The organism is Micromonospora mirobrigensis, from assembly GCF_900091555.1.
In the GTDB taxonomy this organism is placed as follows: Bacteria; Actinomycetota; Actinomycetes; order Mycobacteriales; family Micromonosporaceae; genus Micromonospora; species Micromonospora mirobrigensis.
In genome coordinates this window covers 436,753-458,690 of the sequence record NZ_FMCX01000005.1, presented here as the reverse complement: position 1 = coordinate 458,690, position 21,938 = coordinate 436,753, and the positions used below count along the sequence as shown (strand labels likewise).

Below are 21,938 nucleotides of genomic sequence, written 5' to 3'. Positions count from 1 at the left end.
GCGGAACCTGTCCGGAATCAAGCCTACGGTCTTGCCCGGACGACGAACCGAGGGTGATCTGAGATGGCGACTTTCGTGCTGGTGCCCGGTTTCTGGCTGGGCGGTTGGGCGTGGCGGGACGTGACCGCGACGCTGCGGGAGCGGGGGCACGAGGTGTATCCGGTGACCCTGACAGGGTTGGCCGAGCGGGCCCACCTGGCCGGACCGCAGGTCGGCCTGGAGACCCACACCACCGACCTCACCGCGCTGATCGAGATGGAGGAACTGCACGACGTGGTGCTCGTCGGGCACTCCGGCGGTGGGATGCCAGTCACCCAGGCCGCCGACCGGATCCCGGACCGGATCGCGAAGGTCGTCTACGTGGACAGCGGCCCGCTGCCGGACGGCACGGCCCAGTTCGACAGCAACCCGCCGCAGGAGCAGGAGCGGCTGCGCGCGGTGATCGGCGACGGGCACCTGCTGCCGCCGCCCTCCTGGGACCCGGCCGACGACGCGGTCGGCCTGGCCGGACTGGACGACGCCGCGCTGGCGCTACTGCGCCGCCGGTCCACCCCGGAGCCGCTGCGGGCCGCGACCGACCCGGTCCGGCGCACCGGCGCGCCCGGTTCCGCATCGCGACCGGCGGCGGGTGGTACGTCGGCGATGCCGGCCGCGCTGGTCGCCTGCACCATCCCGCTGGACGTGGTGACCGCGATGATGGCGCAGGGACACCCGTTCTTCGCCGAGCTGGCCGGCGCGGACCTGCACGCGCTGCCGACCGGCCACTGGCCGATGCTGAGCGAGCCCGCGGCGCTCGCCGGGCTGCTGGAGAAGATCGCCGCCGGAGTCACGCCGTGAGCAGGGCGGCGATCTCCGCGGCGATCTCCTCGGGGGTGCGCCCGTCGGTGACCACCGTCGCGGTGGCCACCTCGGAGTAGAGCGGTCGACGCTGGTCCAGCAGGTGCTTCAGGGTGGCTCGCGGGTTGATCGCCAGCAGCGGTCGCCCGGCGCCCAGCCCGACCCGCCGCACCGCGTCCGGCAGCTCGACCGACAGGTGCACCACCGAGTGCCCGATCAGCGCGGCGCGGTTCTCCTCGGCGAGGACCGCGCCGCCGCCCAGGGCGAGCACCCCCGTGTGCGAGGCCAGCGCCGCCGCCACCGCCGCCCGCTCGAGGGCGCGGAAGTGCGCCTCACCCTCGTCGATGAAGATCTCCGGGATCGGCTTGCCGGCCATCGCCTCGATGTCGGCGTCGGTGTCCCGGAACGACACCCCCAACGCCTCGGCGAGCATCTGGCCGACCGTGGACTTGCCGGAGCCGGGAGCCCCGACCAGCACGCAGACCGGCCGGGTCACCGGTCGCTCCCCTCGACACGGACGGTCAGCGGCATTCGGCCGCTCACCGGATGACCAGGGCGTCGAGGTACGCCGCCAGGTTGCGGCGGATCTCGGCCACCGAGTCGCCGCCGAACTTCTCGGTCGCCGCCTCGGCCAGCACCAGCGCCACCATCGCCTCGGCGACCACCGCGGCGGCCGGCACCGCGCACACGTCCGACCGCTGGTTGATCGCGGTCGCCGGCTCGCCGGTGGTCACGTCGACCGTGGCCAGGGCCCGGTTCAGCGACGAGATCGGCTTCATCGCCGCCTTCACCCGCAGCGGCTCACCGGTGGTGATGCCGCCCTCCAGGCCACCCGCCCGGTCGGTGACCCGACGCACGCCGGTGGCCGTCGGCACGATCTCGTCGTGCGCCGCCGAGCCCCGGGAGCGGGCCTGCTCCCAGCCGTCGCCGATCTCCACGCCCTTGATCGCCTGGATCGACATCAGCGCGGTGGCCAGCCGGGCGTCGAGCTTGCGGTCCCACTGCACGTGGCTGCCCAGGCCCGGCGGCACCCCGTACGCCAGCACCTCGACCACGCCGCCGAGGGTGTCGGCGGCCTTCTTCGCGGCGTCCACCTCGGCGACCATCCGGGCACTGGCCTCCGGGTCCAGGCAGCGCAGCGGGTCGGCGTCGATCCGCTCGGTGTCGGCCGGGGTGGGCCGCAGGCCGGGCTTCGCTGCGACCGGGCCCAGCTCCACCACGTGCGACACGATCTCGATGCCGAGGGCCTGCTTCACCAGGGCCTTGGCGACCGTCCCGGCGGCCACCCGGGCGGCGGTCTCCCGGGCGCTGGCCCGCTCCAGGATCGGCCGGGCGTCGGTGTGGCCGTACTTCTGCATACCGGCCAGGTCGGCGTGGCCGGGCCGGGGCCGGGTCAGCGGCGCGTTGCGGGCCTGCCGGGCCAGCTCCTCCGGGTCGACCGGGTCGGCGGCCATCACCGTCTGCCACTTCGGCCACTCCGAGTTGCCCACCCGGATCGCCACCGGGCTGCCCAGGGTCACCCCGTGCCGCAGGCCGCCGATCACCTCGACCTCGTCGCGCTCGAAGGACATCCGGGCGCCCCGGCCGTAGCCGAGTCGGCGGCGGGCCAGCTCGTCGGCGATCTCGGTGGTGGTCACCTCGATGCCGGCGGGGACACCCTCGATCATCGCCACCAGGGCGGGTCCGTGCGATTCACCTGCGGTCAGCCAGCGCAACACGGGGGTCAGTCTGTCACGCCCGGTGGGCGGGGCAGCGGCGTGGCCACCACGTCCCGCCCACCGGAACCAACTCAGATCCCCCGGCCGCGCTTGTGCAGGGTGCGCAGCACCGCCTCCGCGCCCACCACCCGACCGGCCACCGCCAGCGCCAGGTACGCCCGCGGCTCCCGCGGATTGCTGCGGATCGTCCGCCCCGCCCAGGACAGCGCGCCCCTACGGTCACCCGAGGCGGCCCGGGCGAAGGCGATCTGCCCGGTCACCCGGGCCTGCCCGGCCGGCTGGCCGGCGAACTCGGGGTAACGCTCCAGCAGCCACTGCAACGCCTCGGAGATGGTGTCCCAACGCTGCGCAAAGTACGACCGCTTGTGCCAGCGCACCAGCACGTACGGGGTGCGCAGGTTGACCAGTGGCGCGCTGCGGGCGGCCCGGAGCAGGAACTCGTAGTCCTCGGCGTAGCTGCCCGGGATCTCCTCGTCGACCAGCCCGAAGCCGTCCCGCAACGCCGAGGCGCGGATCAGGAAGGTCGACGGGTGCAGCTCGGTCATCCGGTCCCGCAGCAGGGCGTCCAGGGTGACCCGGTCGCGGTCCAACACCCGGTCGATGGTCTGCCCGTCGTAGCTGACCCGGATCCCGCAACTGACGAACTCGGCTTCCGGGGTCGCCGCGAGGGCAGCCACCTGGGCCGCCAGCTTCCCCGGCAGCCACTCGTCGTCGTCGTCGCAGAACGCCACCAGATCCCCGGCCGCGGCCAGCACACCCGAGTTGCGGGCCCCGGCCAGCCCCGCCGTACGACCGTTGGTGATCACCCGGACGGTGCGACCGGGCCGGGACAGCTCCGCCAGCGACCGGTCCGGCTCGGACTGGTCGTACACCACCACCACCTCGACCTCGCCGGGGTGCTCCTGGGCGAGGATCGCGGCGACCGCGGCGCGGAGCAGCTCCGGGCGGTCCCGGGTCGGGACCACCACGCTCACGCTGGGGTGGTTCATCGGTTCCGTCCTCCGTCCCGGCCGGCGTCCGGCCGGCGTCGCCACCACGGCCGGCGCCGCGCCGACGCGGCCACCAGCCCCTCCACGATCTCCCCGACCCGGTCCACCGCCGCGCGGCGCGCGGCCACCTCGGTCGGGTCGGCCGCCACCGCGAACCGCTCCCGGTCGGCCAGGCCGGCCCGCAGCGCCTCGAACAGCGCCTCCCGCGTCTCGGCCAGCGCCACCTTGCCCACCGCCCCGAGCCGACGGGCGAACAGCTGCTGGTGGTCGTCGACGTGCTCGCCACGCCCCGGATCGCGGGGCACCACGATGGGCAGGTGGCCGTGCCGGCGGGCCTCCAGGATCGTCGCCGGCCCGCCGTGGCAGACCACCAGGTCCGCCCCGGCCATCCCGGCCTGCAACGCGTCGTGGTCGAGGAACGGCACTGCCCCCGGCACGGCGGGCGCCCGGGTGTGCCCGTGCTGGACGGTCAACGCCACCGCGTCGCCGACCTCCCGGTGCCACTCCTCCAACCAACCGACCAGCCGGTCGAAGGGATGCTTGTCGGTACCCACGGCCACCAGCACCGTGGTGCGGGCCGGGGCGCGGCGGTCCCGCTGCCGGGGCAGCGACGGCGCGGTGACCGGAGCGGCGCCGGGCGCGGTCGGTTCGGTGTTCACAGCAGGTTCCCCACGACGGTGGCCTCCGGGTACTGGCGGCGCTGCTCCTCCCACTGCACGAGCATCGCCGACAGGAACGGGCGGCACAGGCGGGCGGTGAGCGTGGCGGTGTCGATCCGGTCGTACACCTCGATGTAGACGGTGGGGATGCCGCGCAGCCGGGCCAGCACCACGAACGGCACCGCCACCCCGGCGCCGGTGGTGATCACCGCCGCGACGTCGCCCCGGCGCAGCACCCGCCGGGCCAGCAGGGCGTTGCGCAGCAGATTGCGCACGTTGCGGGTGGTCGGATGGTGAGCCGGCACCACCTCCTCACCGGCGAGCAACGACACCGCGTCCGGGGTGTCGAAGGTGACCCAGCGGCGGCGCCGGCCCTCGTACCAGGGGCGCAGGGCGAGCAGTTGGGCCAGGTGCCCGCCGCTGGAGCCGACCAGCAGCAGCACCGGAGGATCCGGCCGATCCTCGACAGATGTGTTCACGCGACTCCCCACCCGGTCACCGTTGATGCCCTTCTCCCTCACCGTCGCCCCGCCGAGGGGGTCAGGCCCCGTACCGACTCCGCAGCACGTCCAGCAGCGCCGGGTGCAGGGCGGCGTTCCACCCGGCACCGGCGTCGGCCAGCCGCCAGGTGCGCAGCCACATCTCCAGCAGGTAGCCGTCGGCGACCAGCCCGCGCTGCGCCGGCCCGAGACCCAACCCGTCGCCGTGCCGCTCCAGGTGCGCGTCGACGGCCCTGGCCGCCTCGGCGGCCGGAGCGCCGGTCAGCACCAGGGCGCGTTGGAAGGCGTCGTGGGCCAGGTCGAAGCCGACCGGCACGTCCGGCCCGCTGTGCTCCCAGTCCCACGCCACCAACCGCCCGGCGTGCAGGCCGAGGTTCCACGGCACCCAGTCGCCGTGCCAGTGGCCGAACTCGACGGTGGTCGTGCCGTGCCGCGCGGTCAACGCCTCGACGGCGGCCAGCGCCCGCTGCCCCACCGGGTCGACGTCGGCGGCCCGCGCCGCCTCGGCCGCCAGTCGGGCCAGGAACGGCGAGCCGGCCAGTGGCAACGGCGGTGCCGGCAGGCCGCCCCGGCGGGCCACCGCCAGCAGCGCCCCCAGCCGTGGCGGGTCGTCGGCGCCGACACCGCGCACGTCGCCGGGGAGCGGCTCCACCACGGCCACCGCCTGACCGGCCCAGGCCAGCTCGCCCAGCAGCCGGGGCACCAGCGGATGGTCACCGACCCCGCTCACCGGCGGCAACTGCCGCAACACCGCCGACTCGGCGGTGACCAGGGCCCGGGTCGCCGGGTTCCAGCCCACCTTGGCGTACCCGCGGGGGGTGCCGTCGGAGCCGAAGAGCTGCAACGTGGGCTTGTGGTTCGGGTCCGGTGGGCGTACCCCGCAGGCGGCCAGCCAGCCGGACTGCCCGGCGGCGGCGGCCAGCCGCTCGGCGAGCAGCAGCTCCGTCGGGTCGGCGCCGGCCGGCACCGACACGGTCAGCCGCGGGAAGGGCGCCAGGTCCACCGCGCCGGCCCGGGCCAGCCCGCCCAGCACCGCCCGCGCCGCGCGGACCTTCGCCGGACGCAGGGCGTTGTACGCCAGCAGGGACGCCGCCGTGGCCCGGTGCGCGCCCAACGGGAGCAGGAACCGCGCCCGCTCCACCGAGGGCACCACCGCGTACCGGGAGTGCGTCCGGTGCCCGGCCGGCGGCTGGTCGCCCAGCGTCACCCCCACCCGGTCGTCGGGGAACAGGGCCCGGACCACCCAGCCCAGCCCATCGGTGCGGGTGCGGGGGTCGCCCGTGGTCGCCGCCGTCCGCGCGCTCACGCCACCCCGTCCGGCCAGTCGAGATCAAGGTCCAGCCGCTGCCGCAGCGCGGCGTTGTACGGCCGGTAGTAGCCGGTCAGCTCGGCGCGCAGCGCCGGGTCCAGCGGCGCCGACCGGCGGTCGTTGTAGACCTTGAAGTCGCCCAGGTCGTGCGGGGGCAGGCCGAGGAAGTCCAGCGTCCGGCGATAGGTGCCCCGGGCGTCCCGGTAGAGCTGCTCGCTGGGCACGAAGAGGATCTGCGAGCGGTCGAACCGCTCCAGCCACGGCTCCAGGTGCTCCAGGTAGCGCCCGCGGGCCCGGTAGGTGTACCAGTCGTACGCCTCGCTGAAGTACTCCGGCTCGGCGATCAGGCGTTCCCGCTCCCCCGCCGTGCGCTCCGGCTCGGCGGCCAGCGCCTCGGCGAAGCCCAACGGCTCGACCCCGTTGGTGCGCCGCTCCTTCCAGTGCGAGTACGCCCGCTCCACCGGGTCGCGCAGCAGCACGATCAGCCGCACCCCGGGCATCAGCGCGGCGACCCGCTGCGCGGCGAGAGGATGGAACATGTACAGCGGCGCCGCCTCCCCCGCCCGCGCCGGCCCGCCGTGCCGGTTCTCCAGGGCCGCCCGCTGCCGGGTGGTCGGGAAGTGCGACCGGTACCACGCCTCGCCGCGGTGCCAGTTCTCCTCGAAGTAGTGCGTGGCCTTGGTGTTCCAGGCCGGGAAGAGCCGGGGCACCAACGGGTGCTGGATGAGGTAGTTCCACAGCGAGGTCGTTCCGCCGCGTTTCGTGCCGATGATCAGGAAGTCCGGCAGTGGGCGACGGTCGCTGGTGCGTACGCCGTAGTCGACCAGGCCGCCCTTGATGCGATCGGAGACCTGCGTGGGCACGAGCTGCTTCATCCGGTTGCGGACGGACGACACGGAACGATCACCTACCCCTTGGAGTTGACGTCGGGGCGGCCCCGGCGGCCGGCGCCGGCCCGGTGTCCCGTCCCCGGATCTGGTCCATGATTTCCCGAAGCCCCCGCCGGACCCGGGCAACGGTCAACATCCCGACGCAACCGACGGCCAGCACGGCGACCGCCACCAGCAGCCCCGGGATCCCCCGGCCGCCGGCCAGGACGCCGACCAGCGCGGCCGCGCCCACCCCGGCCACCGTGACGGCGGCGGCCCGCGCCATCGCCCGGTCCACCAGGGGCTGCCGGAAGACGGCCCGGGCGCACGCCGCGGCGGTGAGGTTCTCGGTGGCGATGCCGCAGGCCCAGGCCACCGCGGCGCCGGTCGCGCCGTGGCCGGGGATGAGCAGCAGCCCGAGCGTCACGTTGACGGCCAAACCGGCCACCGTCGCCGCCAGGTGCAGGCCGCTGCGGCCCCCCATCAGCAACAGGCTCTGCACGTTGCCGACACCGGTGTTCACCAGCATGGCCACGGCGAGCACGGTCATCGCCGTCGAGCCGGCGGTGAACTCCGGCCCGAACAGCTGCAGGAACGCCAGCCCGAAGACCGCGAGCAGCAGGTAGACCGGCCAGGACAGCACCAACCCCCAGGTGGTCAGGTGGCGGTGCACCGCGGCGGCGGCACCCGGCTGCCCCCGGCCGAGCAGCCGGGACAGCTGCGGCGAGACGGCCACCCGCAGCCCCTGCATGGCCAGCTGGCCGGCGAGGATGTAGCGCCCCACCGCGCCGAACACGCCCGCGTCGGCCTGCCCGGCGAGGGCCGCGGTCATCAGCACCCCGACCCACATGCTCGCCGCGTCGATCGCCGCCGAGGCGGCCCGGGGCAGCGCGAAGCCCCAGAACGTCCGCCAGTCCCGCGCGTCCGGTCGCAGCCGCGCGCCCCGGGCCACCCCGAGCGGCCCGGCGACCAGGGCCAGGCAGGCGATCAGGGCCACCGCGGCCGGCACCAGCCAGCCGGTCATGCCGGCCAGCAGCCCACCACCGACCAGCGCCGCGACGCCCACCAGCACCGGACGCGCCACCGGCAGCAGGAAGAACTGCACCGCGACGTACGCCCGGATCGGTCGTACGCAACGCAGCGCCGCCAGCAGCACGGTCGTGGCGACCACCACCGGCACCGCCGCGAAGGTCAGCGCCAGCAGCGGCGGGCCGGCCGCCCCGGAACCGGTCAGCAGGCGCGGCGCCAGCCGGTCCGACGCGGCGATCCCGACGGCCGCGACCAACGTCGCCACCACCAGCGGCGGCAGCAGGGCCACCGGCAGCACCCGCGCCGCGTCACCGTCCGGGCCGGTACGCCGGCGCGGCAGCGACCACATGGTGCCGGTCTCCGCGCCGAGCGAGGAGACCCCGGCGGCCACCGTGACCACGCCGATCGCCGCGAAGAAGGCGCCCGAGCCGACCGTGCCGTAGCTGCGGGTGATCACCACCGCGAGGACGAAGCCGAACAGGCCGCTGGTGGCGGCGCCGATCAGCCCGGCCACGCCGCTGCGGGCGCTGCGCCGGGTCTCGGCTGCCTCGTCGGCCGACCCGCCGGAGGCGGGCGCAGCCGTGGTCGTGGTCATGCCGCTACCACCGCCGTCCTGGGTACGCCGTCCGGCGTGGTGCCGCCCGGCCCGGTTCCCGCCCGCTCCCGTTCGGTCAGTGCCAGCGCGAAGCAGATCATGAAGAAGGCCACGGCGAGGTTCGGGTTGGCCATGCCGTAGAAGGGGATCTGCACCAGGCAGATCACCGGGATCACCGCCAGCCACTGCCCCGCGGGCGACGACGCCCGGCCGGTACGCACGGCGGCCAGCACGAACCAGCCGAGGAAGCAGGCCAGCGCGATCACCCCGTGGCTGAACAGCACCATCCACAGCTGGCCCTGGGTGCCGACCGGCGCCTGCGCGGTGACCGTGTCAGCGCTCACCGGGCCGCCGTAGCCGAGCAGCGGCGACTCCTGCACCCGGCGCAGCACCTCCGCGTAGAGGGAGAACCGGTCGGTGTTGGTGTCGCTGTTGTCGACCCGGTTGCTGATCAGGTCGGTGACCGGGATGAACAGGGTGGCCGTGGCGGCGACCGCGACCAGCCCGACGATCGACGCGGCGATCCGGATGTTGCCGCGCAGACTGGCGCGTACGCCCAGCACGGCCAGGCCCGCGCCGAGGCTGAGGAACATCGCCCGGTTGAGCGTGAGGAACGCCGGGACCAGGGAGAACGGCAGCGACGCCAGCAGCGCCCAGCGCAGCAGGCCACGGCGGCGCAGCATGGTGAACGCCACCACGCAGGGCAACGTCATCGCGTACGAGCTGCCGTAGGCGTTGGTGTAGCTGAACGGCGCGGCCGGACGGTAGATCGGGTTGAGTGAACGGCGGCTGAACTCGCTGGTGTGCAGGTGCACCATGTCCTTGACGAACGGGTTGCCGGCCAGCCCGCCGGGGAGCGCCGCCTCGACCGGCGTGGTCATCTCGAACCGGGGCGCCACCACCCCGAACCAGCCCAGCAGCACCAGGCCAATCCAGAACGCGCAGATCGGCACCAGCAGCGCCGCCGTGGGACCGCGCTCCCGGGCCGAGGCGTAGACGTAGCAGCCGACAACCAGCGCGGTGAGGTAGAAGCCCAGCCGCAGCCCGAACGAGACCAGCGAGGACAGCTGGGCCAACTGGGTGGCGCTGACCAGCACGATCGCCAGGAAGAGCAGCCAGACCCCGGAGCCGGGCGGCAACGGCACCCGGCCACGCACCAGCAGCAGGGCCAGCAGGACCGCACCGAGCAGCGGCCAGCCAAGGTAGAACAGGCCGAGTACCCACCAGACGGGGACCAGGCCGAACATCGCGCCAAGCGGCCAGAGCGGCAGCAGGGGTGCCGCGCCCACGACCGGGGCGGGCTGGGTCGGAGCCGCCGGGGCGCCGTCAGCCACGGCCGCTGCGGTTGAGCACGAAGCCCAGCGGAGTCACCCCGGCCGCCCGCAGTCGCTCCACCAGCCGGCGCAGGTCGCTCTGCCGGGTGCGGTCCCGCTCGACGACGACCACCGCGGTGCCCTGCCGGGCGGCGGAAACGCCACGCTCGTCGGCCTCGGCCGGCGGCGCGTTGAAGAGCACCAGCTTCTGGTCGGCCGCCTGCCGCCAGGTGCCGAAGCCGACCCGGCCGGTGCCGACGACGAGGCTGTCCGGGTCGATCGCCCGGCCGTTGCGGCTGGCGCCACCCGCGCCGCCGGCGACGGGGATGCCGTTGCTGGAGCCACTGCCGCCGGTGCCGGTGCCGGTGGCGGTGGCGGTGGCGGTCTTGACGGTGCCGACCTTGGCGGTGCCGGTCTTGGCCGTGGCGATCCGCGGCAGCGTCAGCGTCGCATCCGGGTCGGTGGACGCCGGAGCGGGACTCGGGTGCGGGGACGGCCGCCGGGCGGAACCGGCGATCGGGATCACCGCGGTGGCGTCGTCCTCCGCCGACGGGCGGGACGCGGGAACCGACGAGCGGCCCGGGATCGGCACCGGCAGCCGGCCGCGGTCGGTCTGCACGATGCCCCGCAACCGGTCCAGCCGTCCGCTGTCGTCGGCCACGAAGACCTCCCGGCCCCCGGCGGCGAGCGCCACCGCCAGACCGGCGGTGAGCACGGTGGTGTCCTCCCGGGCGGCTAGCAGGGCCACCCGGGCCGGCTTGCCCACCCGCTCGGCGACGGCCATCGCCACGTACCGCACGTCGGCGTCGACCGGCTGGGCCCGGCCGCGAAAGCGCCGGCGGCGTACCGTGCCGAGCAGCGGCAGGCCGGTGGCGTCGCGGGCGTCGGCCACCGAACGGACCCGCCGGTCCATCGCCTCCCAGGCGTAGGCCAGCACGACACCGAGCAGCACGCCGCCGAGCAGGCCGGCGACCAGCAGCAGGGCGCCCTTGCCGTCGCTGGTGACCAGGGCCGGCTCGGCCCGCTGGGTGATCCAGCCCGGGTTGACGTCCACCGCCGCGATCTCGGTGCGCGACGAGTTCAGCTGGGTGAGCTGGTTGTTGATGCCGGCCAGCTCGGCCACCGCGGCGTCGGCCGCGGCGCTGCCCTTCGCGCCGCCCACCCGCTTCTGGAGGCTGGCCTGCTGCTTGGCCACCTTGGCGATGCTGTCGTCGTACGAGCGGAGCATGTCGGCCCGCTGCTTCTCGTACATCTGCCGCCGAACGTCGAGGTAGGTCTGCGCGGCGAGGTTCACCGCGTCCACCGCCTCGTCGGCGCCGTCGCCCTGGTAGGTGAAGCGCAGGATCTGGCCACCGGTGGGCACCTCGACCTGGAGCAGCTCCCGGACCACGACCGGGTCCTCCCCGGTGGCCCGGGACAGCGCGCTGACCACGTCGGTGCCGGTGGCGATGCCGCTCTCGACGTTCATGTTGACCGACCGGTCGGCGCCCGCCCCGCTGGGGCTGAACGCGTCGGTGACCACCGGCCGGACGGCGACCACCGCGTTGGCGGTGACCGAGGCACCGGCGAGCAGCACGTAGCCGAGCGCGCCGAGGAGCCCCACCAGGGCCGTCACGCCGATCAGGCGGAGCCGGTGCAGCGGCACGCGGAGCAGGTCGCCGAGGGTGACGGTGCGGGAGGCGGGGCCGGCGGCCCAGCCCTCGGCGGCCCAGGAGGCCGGAGTCTGGTCAGTCATGGAACTTCTTCACCGTCTGCTGGGGGTTGCCGATCACCACGACGCGGGGTGGGACCTCGGACCGGACGACCGTACCGGCACCGACCACGCTGTCCCGACCGATCCGGACGCCCTTCATGACCAGGGCGTGCGCCCCGATCCAGACATTGTCCTCGATGACGACGGGGGCGCGGGTGACCGGCGTGGGCCGGTCGTGCCGCTGCTCCGGGGGCAGGTTGTGGAAGTCGTTGTCGAAGATCTCGCAGTCCGACAACAGGCACCGGTCACCGACCGTCACCGAGGTCCAGCTGCCGATCCAGGTGGCGTTGACCAGGCAGTCCGCGCCCACCCGGATCTCACCGCCGCCCGAGAACCGGACCAGCTTGTTCAGTCGGGTGCGGTCGCCGATGGTGACCCGCACGCCCCGACGCAGCCGGATCCGGCCGCGGATCTCGACGTCGCGGCCCAACGTCAGCCGCGGGTAACGCAGCCGGTACCAGGCGCGCTTGACGGCGAAGACCGTACGCACCGCCCGCCCCCGGGCCCCACCGGTGCCGTTCACGGTCCCTCCCCCACGCTCTCGTGGGCCGGCGACGGGAGCTCCGCCGCCGACCCAACGTGAACAATCTACCGGTCCTGCGTCACGCGTCGTTCACCTCACTGTGCGGTGAAGAAGAGCGCCGGATTCGACCAGGTCAGCTCGGCCGTCGGCTCGGCGACGATGGTGGCCGTCGCGCCGTCCACCACCGGGGCGGCGGTCGGGTCGAACGGCACCGAGCGCAGCTTGCCGTCGGTCGAGCCGTACACGATCTTGCCGGCGACCCAGGCCATGCCCCGGACCGAGGACCAGGCGACTCCGCTGGTGGGCGCGGTGAACTCGGTCGCGCCCAGGTAGTTGCCGTCGACCTCGAAGTACCGGTAGTAGAGGCCGGTGCCGCCGGACCGGGTGTAGTACAGCCGGCCGTTGAGGTAGAACGCGCCGGTCAGCGCGGCGGGGTTGTACCAGTCGTTGTAGCCGGACGCCTCCCACGGGGCGCCGACGGTGGTGCCGTTGAACAGCGAGATGTCGATGCGGCTGCCGGTGGGGGTGCCGGCCACCGTGTGCGCCCAGTAGATCCGGTCACCGAGCCCCCAGGTCGCGCCGGCGCCGGCGTAGTTCGGCTGGCTCTGCACGGTCGGCGCGGCCACGGCGGCGCCGTCGAACGGCGCCTTGCTCAGCTCGCCGTCGGCGGTCTCCAGGTAGAGGTGCCCGGCCTCCGCGGTGGTCGGGTTCTTCGGGGCGACGGTGCGGCCACCGGCGAGCGGGAACATGCCGAGCCGGCCGTGGTACTCGTTGCCCATCGCGTCGGAGTTCTGGCCGAAGTAGATGCCGTCGGTGCCACGCCACAGCACCGGCACGGCGGAGCCCCACGAGCTGGTGCCGGCCGGCAGCGTCGAGGCGCTGCGCCGGGGGTTCCAGTTCACCGGCAGGCCGGTGGCCGGGGTGACCGCGGCGATGCCGAGCCGGTCGATCGCGCCGGGGCCGGCGGCGTCGCTGGCGTTGGGGTTGTTCAGCCAGCGGAAGTGCCCGCCGAGGTAGATCATCCCGTCGGCCACCTCCACCGAGGTGATCGTGTCGTTGCCGGTGAAGTCGACCCAGGTGGCCAGCTGGCTGTCGCCGCGGGCCGCGGTCTCGAAGCGGACCAGCGCGTCACAGTACGCCGCCGGCCAGCCGCCGCCGCCGTTGCTGCCGACGATGAAGTAGCTGCCGTCGGGGCCGAACTTCACGTCCTGCACGTAGTGGATGAACGTGGTGGGCGCGGCGCACGGCGGAACGTACTTCTGGGTGCTCCAGTCGAGCACCGTCGGGGTGCCCGACAGGTCGACCAGCGCGATCTGGTTGCGGGGCAGGTCGTTGAGATACATGAAGTTGCCGCCGACGACCATGGTGCTGCCGTCCGGGGTGACGTCGATGGACCACACGTACGGCGAGGTGGTGTTCCGCCCGACGCTCATGTTCACGTTGAACGCGGGGTCGATGGCACCGGTGGTGGCGTTGACCCGGGCCAGCCCGGCGTGCGCGGTGCCGTTGAGCCAGTTGAAGGCGCCGGCGACGTAGAGCCAGTTGCCGTTGAGCTCGAGGTCACGGACCGCGCCGCCGTCGGAGCGGCCGACCCAGCTGTCCACGATCGCGCCGGTGGAGGGGTTGAGCGCGACCAGGTTCTTCCGGGCCACCCCGTTGACGGTCTTGAAGGCGCCGCCCACGATGACCGTGCCGTTGGGACCGGCGACCAGGGTGTTGACCGCGCCGTCGAGCACCGGCCGGAAGGTCGAGGAGATCGCCCCGGTGGTGCGGTCGTACGCGAAGAGGTAGTTCTGGGTGACCCAGGCGGAGGTGGCGGTCTGGCGCAGTTGGGTGAAGCTGCCCCCGACGACGACCAGGTCGCCGACCTGCGCGAAGGCGCGGGTCTCACCGTCCCTGGCGTGCGGGGTGAGGTTGGACGGGTTCGCCGAGACCAGGGTCGCCGACGCGGGGGCCGGCACGACCTGTGCGGACGCCGGGGTGGCGGCGACCAGCACGCCGGCGCCGGCCACCAGGGCGGCGACGGCCGTGGTCAGCACGCGGGATCTTCCGGCGGATCGCCGCGGGAACGGGGGGACGGGCACGCTGCGCCTCCAAGGGGAATGGACCTGCGTAGCCTGCCTTGTGAGGGGATCCGGATGACATCCGCCGATTGGTCGGTGACGGAGTCGGCAGGACGACGCACAGCGACCGTATCGGGTCGGGCCCGGTGACCGGAAGCCGGTCCCGGGCCCGATACCCCGTTATCAGCCGATCGGCCTCGTCGGCTGTCGGAGGTACGCGTCCTGACCTGCCCGGGTGTAGCCGGCCAGCGCCGAGGCCTCCCGGTCCATCGTCATGTCGCAGTTGCCGGCGAAGCTGGTCATGCCCGCCGAGTTGAAGTAGACCGCCGCCTTGATCTTCGGGTGGTCCTTCAGCGCCTTGGGGAACTCCTCGAACCAGCGCCGCTTGGCGTCCCGGTCGGACGGGTTCAGGTTCGTGCCGAACTCGGCGAGCATCCGCGGCTTACCGGCGCCGATGCCGTGCTCGTCGAGCCAGCGGTAGAAGCCGTCCACCGTGGTCCACGGGCTCTTCCAGGTCGGGTTGCCGTTGCAGGCGTAGAAGTTGTACGGGTCGTAGGCCACCCAGTCGACGTAGCCGTCACCCGGGTAGAGCGCGGCGTACCGGTCGTAGTGGCCGGACCAGCCCATCATCGTCCACACCCAGACGGCGTTGGTGGCGCCGGCCCGGACGAACCGGTCGTGCACGTGCCGCCAGGCCCGCACGAAGTCGGCGTCGCTGCCCTTGGCCGGTGCGTCCTCCGGCTCGTGGTCGAAGCCCATGAAGACCGGGGTGCCGGTGGCCCGGATCCGGCCGGCGACCGCGTCGATCGTCGCGTCGTACCGTCCGCTGTAGACGTCGCTCCAGGTCAGCGTGGTGCCGCTGGAGAAGACGCGGGACTCCCAGGCGAAGAACATCAGCCGACCGTCACGCATCAGCTCCTGCTCGTACTGGTCCGGGAAGGCGCCGTTGCTGCCGGTGTTGGAGAAGTCGTGGTACCGGTGCACGATGTCGAACCGGCGACCCACCTGGGCCTCGAGGTCGGTGATCGCGCCCCCGTGGTCCCAGCCGTCCTGCGGACCGGCCGGGGAGTACATACCCCACCAGGCGCCGCAGGAGGGCACCAGTTTGGTCGACACCCGGCCGCAGCCGGTGCCCGCCGTCGGGCTCGGCGCGGCGACGGTCCGGCTCGGGGTCGCGGTCGGGGTGGGGCTCGCCGTGGGCGAGGGCCGCACCGTGGCCGTCGGCGACGGGGTCGGCGACGGGCTGCGGGTGGGCGACGGGGCCACGGTCGGCGACGGTACGGCCGTGGTCGGGACCGCCGTGCTCGGCGACGCGGTGGGCCGGCTGGCGACGTCGTAGTCGAGCACGAGCTGGGGGCGCAGCGAGGAGTCCCGGTTCTCCCGGGAAGCCCAGTAGATCCGCCTGGCCAGCCCGGTCTGCTCCAGCGCGACGGTCCAGGTGCCGTTGCGGGTCACCAGGGCGGAGACGTCCCACTCGTTGAAGCCGCGGACCACGCCCGCGTTGCTGTCCAGCGTCGCCCCGGTCGTCAGCGGGGCGGGGCGCGGGGCGGCGGCGTCCTGCCCGGACGCCCGGGCGGTCACCGTCGCGGTGAACGCCTGCCAGGCATGCACCCGCAGCCGCGCCCGGACGTTGACCGCGTTGGCCGGCAGGGTGCTCACCGTGAAGGCGAGCACCGCCTGCCGGCTGCCACGCGGATTGCCCTCGCACGGCGCGGGGCAGGTCGCCAGGGTCGTCTTCGCGGCGTTGTCGCCGTCCTGGACGACCGCGGTGGCGGTGGTGTCGGCGACTGGGCGCACCGACGCGTCGTCACCGGCCAGCAACGGCATCATCGACGCGGTCAGCCCGATGGCGACGCCGGCGCCGAGGACGCCGAGGACCAACGCCTTGCGGCGTGGCCCGACGTGGCGGGTGAGGCGGTGCAGTCCGTGCCTGCTCAAGGAGGACCCCCTGGGTCTACTGAGGCGGCGGGGTGGAGCCGTGCCGGAGCCTATCGACCGGTCACGGTACGCGACCAACCTGACAGCCGGACGTCAACGTTTCTTAAGCGAAGGCTAAGAAAACCAGGGGCGAACGCCCGATTACCGGACGCCACCGTCCCCATGCGACACCCCCGACCGGGCCTCGGGGGCAGACCGACTTGCCGCAAAACGGCGGGTCCGCGCCCCGGGACCGGCCGACTCGCCGCAACGCGGGGTGACGCAGATCCGGACCACGGAGGTCAGGGGCGGCCGGCCGCGGCCAGGGCGACCGCCATCGCCCCCCGGGGTGCGGGCACCCCGGTGAACTGCTCGAACTGGCCGACCGCCTGGGCCAGCAGCAGGTCGAGACCGGAGACCACCGGGCAACCGGCCGCTGCGGCCGACGCGGCCAGCGGGGTGGGCCACGGGTCGTACAGCGCGTCGAAACAGACCGTGCCGGAGCGCCAGCGCAGCCCGCCGGCCAGCGGGTCGGCGACGCCGCGGGGCACGGTGGAGACCACCACGTCCGCGTCGACCAGGGTCGGGGCCGCCGGCCAGGGCGCGCCGGCCAGCGCGACGCCGACGGCGCGGGCCACCGGTTCGAGCTCGGTCACCGCCTCGGGACGGCGGGCCACCACGGTCACCCCGGCCGCGCCGAGCCGGGCCGCCGCGGCCAGCGCCGCCCGGGCGGTGCCGCCGGCGCCGAGCACGGTCACCGTCGCGCCCCGGCCCACCCCGGCGCCGGTGAGCACCTCCACCATGCCGGCCACGTCGGTGTTGTCGGCGTACCAGGTGCCGTCGGGTCGGCGTACCAACGTGTTGGCCGCGCCGACCGCGGCGGCGACCGGCGAGACCTCGTCGGCCACCGCGAGCGCGGCCTCCTTGCCCGGCATGGTCACCGACAGCCCGGCCCACTCCGGGCCCAGGCCGGCGACCAGGGCCGCCAGCTCGTCGGCGGCGCACTCGAAGCGGGTGTACGACCAGCCGGTCAGCCCGGCAGCCGCGTAGCCGGCGTTGTGGAGCACCGGGGAGAGCGAGTGGGCGATCGGCTTCCCGACGACCGCCGCCCTCACTGGAACCGGGCGCAGTTCGATCCCGTGAGCACCTTGTTGTCGCACATCTGCTTCTGCAACCGGTCGAAGTCGGCCGCGGTGCGGCCGTACCCCATGGTGCCCTTCTTGTCCACGGTCATGAAGAAGAGGTCCTTGGTGTTCGGCGGGTCCATCGCGCCCTTGAGGGCCGCCTCACCCGGGTTGCTGATCGGCGTGATCGGCAGCCCGTCCGAGCCCGGCCCGTGCGTGCGGTACGGGTTCTTCGGGTCGAACAACTCGCTGCGCTTGATGACGTCGGAGTCCTTCGGGTCCAACCCCTGCAGCCGCTTCCAGTAGTTGAGCGCGCTGTCGATCTCCAGGCAGTGGCAGTGGTAGTCGTCGGTGTAGACCCGGTTGTAGAGAACCCGGGCGACCCGGCCCATGTCCTGGTGGTTGACCGACTCGGCCTCGGCGATGGAGGCCGTGACCAGTGCCTCGTACGGCGTGATGCCACCCCGCTTGCTCTGCACCGTCTCGACGAACTTCATCTCCTCGGTGACAGCGAGGAACTTCTCCACCATCAACGACAGGATCTGCTCGGCGGTCGCCTTCGGCGGGATCTCGTACGTCGCCGGGAAGAGGAAGCCCTCCAGGCTGCGCGGCGACTTCTTGCCGTCGGAACGCTTGAACCAGAACTCCGGGACGCCCAGCGCCACCGGGTCCTTCGCCGCCGCCTTGAACTCGGCCACCGGGATCTTGGTCTGCTTGGAGAGCCTGTCGTAGATCGCCAGAGTGATCGTGCCCTCGGGGATGGTGACCCCGCTGACCACCCGGTTCTTCGGGTCCAACAGCATGGTCAGCGCCTCGCTGGCCTTCATCTGCTTGCGGACCTTGTAGAGGCCGACCTGGATGTTCTTGCTGCGGGAGTTCTCGTCGGCGGCGTTGATGAACGCCTTGACGCTCTTCACCACGCCCGCGTCGTAGAGGCTGACCCCGATGTCGGTGGCCGTGTCGCCGCGCTTCACCTCGACCTGCGCCTCGCCGCTGCCCGCGCCGTCGTAGTCGGGGGTGACGAAGTGGTTACGGATCCGGTCGAAGCCGACGTACGCGCCGCCGCCGATGCCGCCCAGCAGCACCAGCGCCATGAACAGGGCGAAGAACGTCCTGCCCCGGCCGCCCGACCCGCCGTTGCGCTTGGCGACGAAGCCCTTGCGGTGGCGCCCCTTCTCCCCCCTGTCCGGCTCGTCGTCGAACCCCAGGTCCAGATCGTCGATCATCGCGTCCGCCTCCGCTGCGCTTCCAGCCAGCTCTGCAGGATCTCGACCGCGGCGGCCTGGTCGACCACCGCGCGCTGGCGTTTCCCTCGGACGCCGCGCTCGGCAAGCCTACGAGAGGCGACCACCGTCGACATCCTCTCGTCGGTGAGCGTTACCGGAACCGGCGCTATTACATGGGCCAAACGGTCGGCGTACGCCCGCACGTGTACGGCCGCGGGCCCGTCCTTTCCGGCAAGGTTGACCGGAAGACCGAGGACCACCTCCACCGCCTCGTGCTCGGCGACGAGCGCCGCCAGTTCGGCGATGTCGCCCGGCACCGCCTCCGGCGCGGCGGTCAGGTCCCGGGCCAGGGTGACCACCGGGGTGGCGAGCACGCCGTGCGGGTCGGACCGGGCCACCCCGACCCGGACCTGACCGACGTCCACGCCGAGCCGGACGCCTCGGGACAGCTCACTCACAACCGGACACTCCCCCGCAACGACGAGCCAGGGCGGACCGGGTCGGTCCGCCCTGGGCAATCCGCGACGTTCTCACGCGTCGGCGATCGCCTTCTCGACCGTGAGCAGCAGGTTCGGCGCCTCGGCCGCGGGCAGGCCGCCGCCCTGGGCGACGTCCGGGCTGCCCCCGCCCCGACCGGAGAAGGCCGCCTTCACCAGGTCGTTCGCGGCAAGACCACGACCGCGGGCCGCCGCGTTCACGGCCACCACCAGCGACGCCTTGCCGCCTGCCCGAGCGGCGACCGCGACCACCGCCGGCCGGGCCGGGTCGATCTTGCCACGGATCTCCTGGGCCAGGGTCCGCACGTCGTTGCCGGCCGCGCCCTCCGGCGCCTCGGTGCCGACGTACGCGACCCCGCGCACGTCCCTGGCCTGCCCGGCGAGCGCCGCCGCGCCGCCCAGCACCAGCTGGGCCCGGAGCTTCTCCAGCTCCTTCTCGGCGTCGCGCAGCTGGGTCACGGTCTGCTCCACCCGCTCGCCGACCTGCTCTCCCGGCACCCGGAACAGCTCCGCCAGCCGGGAGACCAGCAGGTGCTCGCGGGCCAGGAAGCCGAACGCGTCCATCCCCACCAGGGCCTCGATCCGCCGGACACCGGAGCCGACCGACGCCTCGGAGAGGATCTTCACCAGGCCGAGCTGGGCCGACCGGGCCACGTGCGTGCCACCGCACAGCTCCCGGGCGTAGTCGCCGACCTCGACGACCCGGACCCGCTCGCCGTACTTCTCACCGAACAGCGCCATCGCGCCGATCCGGCGGGCCTCCTCCTGGGTGGTGATGAAGGCGTGCACCTCCAGGTCGGCCAGGAGCACCTCGTTGACCTGCTGCTCCACGTCGTGCAGCACGCTCGGCGCCACCCCGGTCGGGGTGTTGAAGTCGAACCGCAGCCGGCCCGGGGCGTTCAGCGAACCCGCCTGGGTGGCCGACTCGCCGAGGAAGTTGCGCATGGTCTGGTGCACCAGGTGGGTGGCGGTGTGCGAGCGGGAGATCGCCCGCCGCCGGGACGCGTCGATCTCGGCGTACCCGGTCTCGCCGGCGCGCACCTCGCCGCGCAGCACCCGCGCCCGGTGCACGATCAGCCCCGGCACCGGCTGCTGCACGTCGAAGACCTCGACCTGCCCGCCGCCGACCGTGATCAGACCCTGGTCGGGCTGCTGGCCACCGCCCTCGGCGTAGAACGGGGTCACGTCGAGCACCAGCTCGACGGTGTCCCCCTCGACCGCCGCGCCGACCGCCGCGCCACCGGACATCAGCGCCCGGACCCGGGACTCCCGGTTCAGCTCGGTGTAGCCGGTGAAGAGCACCTCGCCGCCGTCGTCGAGCACCGACCGGTACGCCGACACGTCGGTGTGCCCGGTCTTGCGGGCCCGCGCGTCGGCCTTGGCCCGGTTGCGCTGGTCGGCCATCAGCCGGCGGAAGCCCTCCGCGTCGACCTGGAGGCCCTGCTCGGCCGCGATCTCCAGGGTCAGGTCGATCGGGAAGCCGTAGGTGTCGTGCAGCTGGAACGCCTTGTCACCGGAGAGCGCCGGCTTCCCCGCCGACTTGGTCTCGGCGATCGCGGTGTCCAGGATCGTCGTACCGGAGCGCAGCGTCGCCAGGAACGCGTCCTCCTCCGCGTACGCGTACTGGGAGATCCGGTCGAACTCGGCGGACAGCTCCGGGTACGACGGGGACATGCAGTCCCGGGCCACCGGCAGCAGCTCGGGCAGCGCCCGGTCCTGCCAGCCCAGCAGCCGCACGGCGCGGATCGCCCGGCGCATGATCCGGCGCAGCACGTAGCCGCGCCCCTCGTTGGAGGGGGTGACCCCGTCACCGATCAGCATCAGGGCGGTCCGCACATGGTCGGCGATCACCCGCAGCCGGACGTCGTCCGGGTGCGACTCGCTGGCCACGTGGCCGGAGTGGGCGCCGTACCGCTTGCCGGTCAGCTCGGCGGCCTTGGCCAGGATCGGCCGGACCTCGTCGATCTCGTAGAGGTTGTCGACGCCCTGGAGGATGGAGGCCATCCGCTCCAGCCCCATGCCGGTGTCGATGTTCTTGGCCGGCAGCTCGCCGACGATCCGGAACTCCTCCTTGCTGCGGACGTCGGCGATCTCGTACTGCATGAAGACGAGGTTCCAGAACTCCATGTAGCGGTCCTCGTCGACCTCCGGACCACCCTCGCGGCCATAGGAGGGGCCGCGGTCGTAGAACAGCTCGGAGCACGGACCCGCCGGCCCGGGGATGCCCATCGACCAGTAGTTGTCCTTCTTGCCCCGGCGCACGATCCGTTCGGCCGGCACGCCCACCGAGCGCCAGATGGCGAACGCCTCGTCGTCGTCGAGGTAGACGGTCGGCCAGATCCGCTCCGCGTCCAGCCCGAAGCCGCCCTCGGCGACCGGCTTGGTGACCAGGTCCCAGGCGAACGGGATCGCCTGGTCCTTGAAGTAGTCACCGAAGGAGAAGTTGCCGTTCATCTGGAAGAACGTGCCGTGCCGGCTGGTCTTGCCGACCTCGTCGATGTCCGGGGTCCGGATGCACTTCTGGACGCTCACCGCGCGGGTGTACGCCGGCGCCTGCTGGCCGAGGAAGTAGGGGACGAACTGCACCATGCCGGCGTTGACGAACAGCAGGTTCGGGTCGCTGATGGCGGGCAGCGGAGCGGACGGCACCACGGCGTGGCCGTTCGCCTCGAAGTGGGCGAGGTACCGCCGCTTGATCTCCGCCGTCTTCATCGCTGGTGCTCCTCCGGAAAGATCTCTCGGTCGCCGATGCGCGGGTCCTCACGCAGCTCGGCGAACTGGTCGTCGAACGCCTCGCCGCGGGCGAACGCGGCGTTGATCTCCTGCTCGCGCTCGGCCATCCCGACCCGGACGTCCTCCACGAAGCTACGCAGCGACTCGATCAGGCCGCCAGCGGATTCCGACAGGCCGCTCGCGATCCCGGCCGGCGTGTACGCCTGGGCGGTGCGGGTGGCCTTGCGGACCACCACCACACCGACGGCCAGGCCGATGCCCAGCCAGAACAGTCGCCTCATGTT

The 21,938-nt window shown here is 73.4% G+C and carries 19 protein-coding genes; 1 reads left to right on the top strand and 18 read right to left on the bottom strand.

The features are described from left to right. Positions 1 to 63: 63 nt before the first annotated feature. Positions 64 to 837: an alpha/beta fold hydrolase gene (locus GA0070564_RS19310; protein ID WP_091610107.1), complete on the top strand. Its 774-nt coding sequence runs from the start codon at positions 64 to 66 to the stop codon at positions 835 to 837. Here GA0070564_RS19310 and GA0070564_RS19305 read toward each other — a convergent pair. From GA0070564_RS19305 to GA0070564_RS19220, 18 genes are all read right to left on the bottom strand, one after another. After that, a complete protein-coding gene (locus GA0070564_RS19305; protein ID WP_281182173.1) occupies positions 827 to 1,333 on the bottom strand; it encodes a shikimate kinase in 507 nt (168 codons plus the stop codon). The genes GA0070564_RS19310 and GA0070564_RS19305 overlap by 11 nt on opposite strands. A 43-nt stretch (positions 1,334 to 1,376) precedes the next feature. After that, positions 1,377 to 2,555, bottom strand: a complete 1,179-nt coding sequence (gene aroC, locus GA0070564_RS19300; RefSeq protein WP_091610106.1) for a chorismate synthase — start codon at positions 2,553 to 2,555, stop codon at positions 1,377 to 1,379. A gap of 71 nt (positions 2,556 to 2,626) precedes the next feature. Beyond that, positions 2,627 to 3,544 (bottom strand): glycosyltransferase family 2 protein, encoded by a 918-nt coding sequence (locus GA0070564_RS19295; protein WP_091610103.1) that lies wholly within the window; start codon positions 3,542 to 3,544, stop codon positions 2,627 to 2,629. Next, entirely contained in the window at positions 3,541 to 4,203 is a 663-nt protein-coding gene (locus tag GA0070564_RS19290; protein WP_425412499.1) for a glycosyltransferase, read from the bottom strand. Before GA0070564_RS19290 ends, GA0070564_RS19295 begins: the two co-directional genes overlap by 4 nt. Further along, complete coding sequence (locus GA0070564_RS19285) at positions 4,200 to 4,682, bottom strand: glycosyltransferase family 28 protein (RefSeq protein ID WP_091610099.1); 483 nt, start codon at positions 4,680 to 4,682, stop codon at positions 4,200 to 4,202. Before GA0070564_RS19285 ends, GA0070564_RS19290 begins: the two co-directional genes overlap by 4 nt. A 61-nt stretch (positions 4,683 to 4,743) precedes the next feature. Beyond that, the gene (locus GA0070564_RS19280) at positions 4,744 to 6,009 is read right to left on the bottom strand and encodes a hypothetical protein (protein WP_091610095.1); all 1,266 of its coding nucleotides are present in this window, start codon (positions 6,007 to 6,009) and stop codon (positions 4,744 to 4,746) included. Beyond that, a complete protein-coding gene (locus GA0070564_RS19275; RefSeq protein WP_091610093.1) occupies positions 6,006 to 6,908 on the bottom strand; it encodes a sulfotransferase domain-containing protein in 903 nt (300 codons plus the stop codon). The genes GA0070564_RS19280 and GA0070564_RS19275 overlap by 4 nt, the downstream gene beginning before the upstream one ends. A gap of 7 nt (positions 6,909 to 6,915) precedes the next feature. Further along, positions 6,916 to 8,505, bottom strand: a complete 1,590-nt coding sequence (locus GA0070564_RS19270; RefSeq protein ID WP_091610090.1) for a lipopolysaccharide biosynthesis protein — start codon at positions 8,503 to 8,505, stop codon at positions 6,916 to 6,918. Further along, the gene (locus GA0070564_RS19265) at positions 8,502 to 9,752 is read right to left on the bottom strand and encodes an O-antigen ligase family protein (RefSeq protein WP_245670121.1); all 1,251 of its coding nucleotides are present in this window, start codon (positions 9,750 to 9,752) and stop codon (positions 8,502 to 8,504) included. Before GA0070564_RS19265 ends, GA0070564_RS19270 begins: the two co-directional genes overlap by 4 nt. Before the next feature lie 79 nt (positions 9,753 to 9,831). Further along, positions 9,832 to 11,553, bottom strand: coding sequence for a lipopolysaccharide biosynthesis protein (locus GA0070564_RS19260; protein ID WP_091610088.1), 1,722 nt, complete (start codon positions 11,551 to 11,553; stop codon positions 9,832 to 9,834). Beyond that, a complete protein-coding gene (locus tag GA0070564_RS19255; RefSeq protein ID WP_091610086.1) occupies positions 11,546 to 12,094 on the bottom strand; it encodes an acyltransferase in 549 nt (182 codons plus the stop codon). The genes GA0070564_RS19260 and GA0070564_RS19255 overlap by 8 nt, the downstream gene beginning before the upstream one ends. Positions 12,095 to 12,189: 95 nt before the next feature. After that, complete coding sequence (locus GA0070564_RS19250; protein WP_245670120.1) at positions 12,190 to 14,130, bottom strand: hypothetical protein; 1,941 nt, start codon at positions 14,128 to 14,130, stop codon at positions 12,190 to 12,192. A 210-nt stretch (positions 14,131 to 14,340) separates the two neighbouring features. Beyond that, positions 14,341 to 16,095, bottom strand: a complete 1,755-nt coding sequence (locus GA0070564_RS19245) for a CBM96 family carbohydrate-binding protein (RefSeq protein WP_091610084.1) — start codon at positions 16,093 to 16,095, stop codon at positions 14,341 to 14,343. Between the two features lie 281 nt (positions 16,096 to 16,376). After that, positions 16,377 to 17,189: a shikimate dehydrogenase gene (locus GA0070564_RS19240; RefSeq protein WP_091610082.1), complete on the bottom strand. Its 813-nt coding sequence runs from the start codon at positions 17,187 to 17,189 to the stop codon at positions 16,377 to 16,379. Then, positions 17,186 to 18,424: an endolytic transglycosylase MltG gene (locus tag GA0070564_RS19235; protein ID WP_091610080.1), complete on the bottom strand. Its 1,239-nt coding sequence runs from the start codon at positions 18,422 to 18,424 to the stop codon at positions 17,186 to 17,188. Before GA0070564_RS19235 ends, GA0070564_RS19240 begins: the two co-directional genes overlap by 4 nt. After that, positions 18,421 to 18,882, bottom strand: a complete 462-nt coding sequence (gene ruvX, locus GA0070564_RS19230; protein WP_091610077.1) for a Holliday junction resolvase RuvX — start codon at positions 18,880 to 18,882, stop codon at positions 18,421 to 18,423. Before ruvX ends, GA0070564_RS19235 begins: the two co-directional genes overlap by 4 nt. 72 nt (positions 18,883 to 18,954) lie before the next feature. Next, complete coding sequence (alaS, locus tag GA0070564_RS19225) at positions 18,955 to 21,633, bottom strand: alanine--tRNA ligase (RefSeq protein WP_091610074.1); 2,679 nt, start codon at positions 21,631 to 21,633, stop codon at positions 18,955 to 18,957. Further along, on the bottom strand, positions 21,630 to 21,935 hold the full coding sequence (locus GA0070564_RS19220; protein WP_091610072.1) for a hypothetical protein: 306 nt from the start codon (positions 21,933 to 21,935) through the stop codon (positions 21,630 to 21,632). Before GA0070564_RS19220 ends, alaS begins: the two co-directional genes overlap by 4 nt. Positions 21,936 to 21,938 lie beyond the last annotated feature (3 nt).